Origin of the sequence: Holdemanella porci, assembly GCF_019052655.1 — a bacterium.
Taxonomy (GTDB): domain Bacteria; phylum Bacillota_I; class Bacilli_A; order Erysipelotrichales; family Erysipelotrichaceae; genus Holdemanella; species Holdemanella hominis.
Map to the genome: position 1 here is coordinate 1 of NZ_JAHQVB010000111.1, position 3,106 is coordinate 3,106.

At 34.9% G+C, this 3,106-nt stretch carries 2 protein-coding genes; one reads left to right on the forward strand and one right to left on the reverse strand.

Annotated features, from left to right (window positions below; all coding sequences use genetic code 11):
• Positions 1-45: 45 nt before the first annotated feature.
• On the reverse strand, positions 46-2,133 hold the full coding sequence (locus KTQ83_RS11515) for a glutamine synthetase III family protein (protein ID WP_217256903.1): 2,088 nt from the start codon (positions 2,131-2,133) through the stop codon (positions 46-48).
• A gap of 315 nt (positions 2,134-2,448) precedes the next feature.
• On the opposite strand from KTQ83_RS11515, the gene KTQ83_RS11520 reads away from it, so the two are divergent.
• A complete protein-coding gene (locus KTQ83_RS11520; protein ID WP_244975860.1) occupies positions 2,449-3,063 on the forward strand; it encodes an Rpn family recombination-promoting nuclease/putative transposase in 615 nt (204 codons plus the stop codon).
• Positions 3,064-3,106 lie beyond the last annotated feature (43 nt).

Consider the following 3,106-nt stretch of genomic DNA (forward strand, 5'->3'; position numbering starts at 1 on the left):
CTACAATAATTTAAAGCCGGTATTTTCACATAACCCTACACTATTTTAGAGCGCCGATTTAAATAAAATGTCGTTATAGTCTGGTAAAGGCCAGTCTTCTTTAGAAACATTGGTTTCAATCACATCCGTCAATTGACGAATCGTTTCCATTAACGGAAGTAATTCATCGGCCGCAAAACGAGCAGCTTGTTTTTCTGTTGTGGTTTCTTTGTTGATCAACGCTTCTAATGTATCTAAGTGATTGGATACTAATTCTAGAGGTGTATTAATGTTTTTTAAAATTTTAACTTCTAATGGTGCCTCAATGCCACTTGATTTTTTTGTTTGAATGATTTGAGCCAATTTAGCTTCATAACTAAAGATAGCAGGTAAGATTTGTTTTCGTAACATATAAGCCATTGTTTTAGCTTCAATTTGAACTACTTGGTAGTAGTTTGTGAGTAGGATACTTTCACGAGCATGCAATTCACTTGCAGAATATACATTGTGTTTTTCAAATAATTGTAGATTCTTTGGATCTGTATAGTGAGGAAGTGCATCCGCTGTTGTTTTAAGTTCTAATAAGCCACGTTTTTGTGCTTCCTTTTTCCATACATCGGAATATCCATTTCCAGAGAAAATGATACGCTTATGATTCTTTAATGTCTTTTGAATCAACGCAATTAAGGATTTTGTCATATCTTTTTGTTTAACACATTCCAATTCATCCGCAAACTGTGTTAATTCTTCGGCTACGATTGTATTTAAAATAGTGTTTGGACAAGAAATGTTTAAGTTGGATCCAAGCATTCTGAATTCGAATTTATTACCTGTAAATGCGAATGGAGAAGTACGGTTACGGTCTGTAGAATCTTTTGCGATTGGAGGAAGGGTAGAAACACCAAGTTCCAATTTACGATCGATTGTATCTACATATTCATTTCCAGCTTCAATGGCTTCAAGAATGGCAGTTAGTTCTTCACCTAAATAGATAGAGATAATAGCGGGTGGAGCCTCATCTGCACCTAAACGGTGGTCGTTTCCGGCACTGGCAACAGAGATTCTTAATAAATCCTGGTATTCGTCTACACCTTTGATGATGGCAGCTAGAACAGTTAAGAAACGAATATTGTCTTTTGGAGAATCACCTGGTTCTAAAATGTTTTCTCCTTCTTCTGTACAGAAAGACCAGTTGTTGTGTTTACCACTACCATTGACACCATCAAATGGTTTTTCATGTAGTAAACATACCAATCCATGATGAGAAGCTACTTTTTGTAGAACTTCCATAGTCAATTGGTTTTGGTCATTCGCAATATTTGTTGATGTAAATACAGGCGCCAATTCAAACTGACATGGAGCTACTTCTTTGTGTTCGGTCTTGGCATAAACACCTAATTTCCAAAGTTCTTCATCGACTTCTTCCATATAAGCTTTTACTCGTTCAGATAAACTACCAAAGTAGTGATCATCTAATTCTTGACCTTTTACGGGAGCCGCACCAAATAATGTTCTTCCTGTTACTAATAAGTCTAGACGTTCTTTGAACATGTCTTCATCAATCAAGAAATATTCTTGTTCTGGACCTACTGTTGTTTTGATTTTATGAATGTTGTAACCCATAATGTTTAATAAACGAACAGCTGCTTTGTTTAAGGCATCATTACTTCTCAATAATGGTGTTTTCTTATCCAAAGCACTACCATCATAAGAGCAGAATAAGGTTGGAATATATAAAGTTTTTTCTTTGACAAAAGCTAGAGAAGTTGGATCCCATGCGGTATATCCTCTGGCTTCAAAAGTGGCACGCAATCCTCCGCTTGGAAAACTTGAGGCATCGGGTTCACCTTTGATTAATTCTTTTCCTCTAAAATCTGAAATAACAGATGTTGGCCCTGTTGGATTGATAAACGCATCATGCTTTTCAGCCGTAATACCTGTCATGGGTTGGAACCAGTGCGTATAGTGAGTTGCACCCTTATCCATAGCCCAGTCTTTCATGGCGTTTGCGACTACATCTGCGATCTCTTTAGGAAGTTCCTTTCCTTTTTCCATCACATCCATCATTTGTTTGTAGACGGCATGAGGCAAGTATCTTTGCATAGCAGATGTACTGAATACGTCACATCCAAAATATTCATCGACAATTTTCATTTTTCTAGTATCCTCCTGTCGCGTATATAATATCATTATTTTCACAAATGTTTTGAGAAATTTTTCTTTTTTTCAAAAAAACTCCATTTTTTTACGTATAAGAGTATGTAGGCAATCTGACACACCTAGTTGATTAGATAGTCATAAAACGAAGGTGTAATTGTTTCTTGATCTAGGACACAAAAGTGATGATGGTTCTTTTTAATATCGATACTAACTGTAATCAAAGACTTATCTAACGAATTGTTGTCTAGTTACATTGCGATATTTATAGTTCTAGATAAACAGTTAAATGCCTACTAGAAAGTGGTGCTCATGAGAAGTGCAAATTTATTAAATGATTTCGCCTTTAAGTATGTGTTTGGCGAAGATTGTAAGGAGGCCAATGATGCATTAAAATCATTACTCACGGTATTTTTAGAAAGGAAGGTTGAACATGTCGTTGTAAAGAATTCAGAAATGGTAAAAGACTATACTAAAATGAAAAGTCCTCGTTTGGATTTATTAGTTGAATTTGATGATCAAACATCTGTAGATTTAGAAATGCAGTTAAGACAAACCAAAGATAATTTACTCAATCGATTTAATTATTATTTGGCTAGACTTCATGGTTCACAAGACATGGAAGGAAAAAGTTACAGTCAATTAAAGGAAACTATTGTCATGGTATTCTTTAATTTGATAATTGCTGACGATGATAACATTTGTAGTTTATACACAATGAGGAAATACAGTGGCATTCCTTTAGTGAAAGAAGAAAAAGAAGATCGTATGAAGTTAATGACAATAGAAATGCCAAAAGTAGATTTACATAAACCGCTTGAAGACATGAATGAACAGGAAAAGATGATTTATTACTTTTTGAATTGCCACAAAGGAATGGATGATAGTAAAATTAAGATGATGATAGAAAGTGATGAGATAATATGAAGTGACCTCCTATTGTCAATACGTGGATTACGACTCATAATTG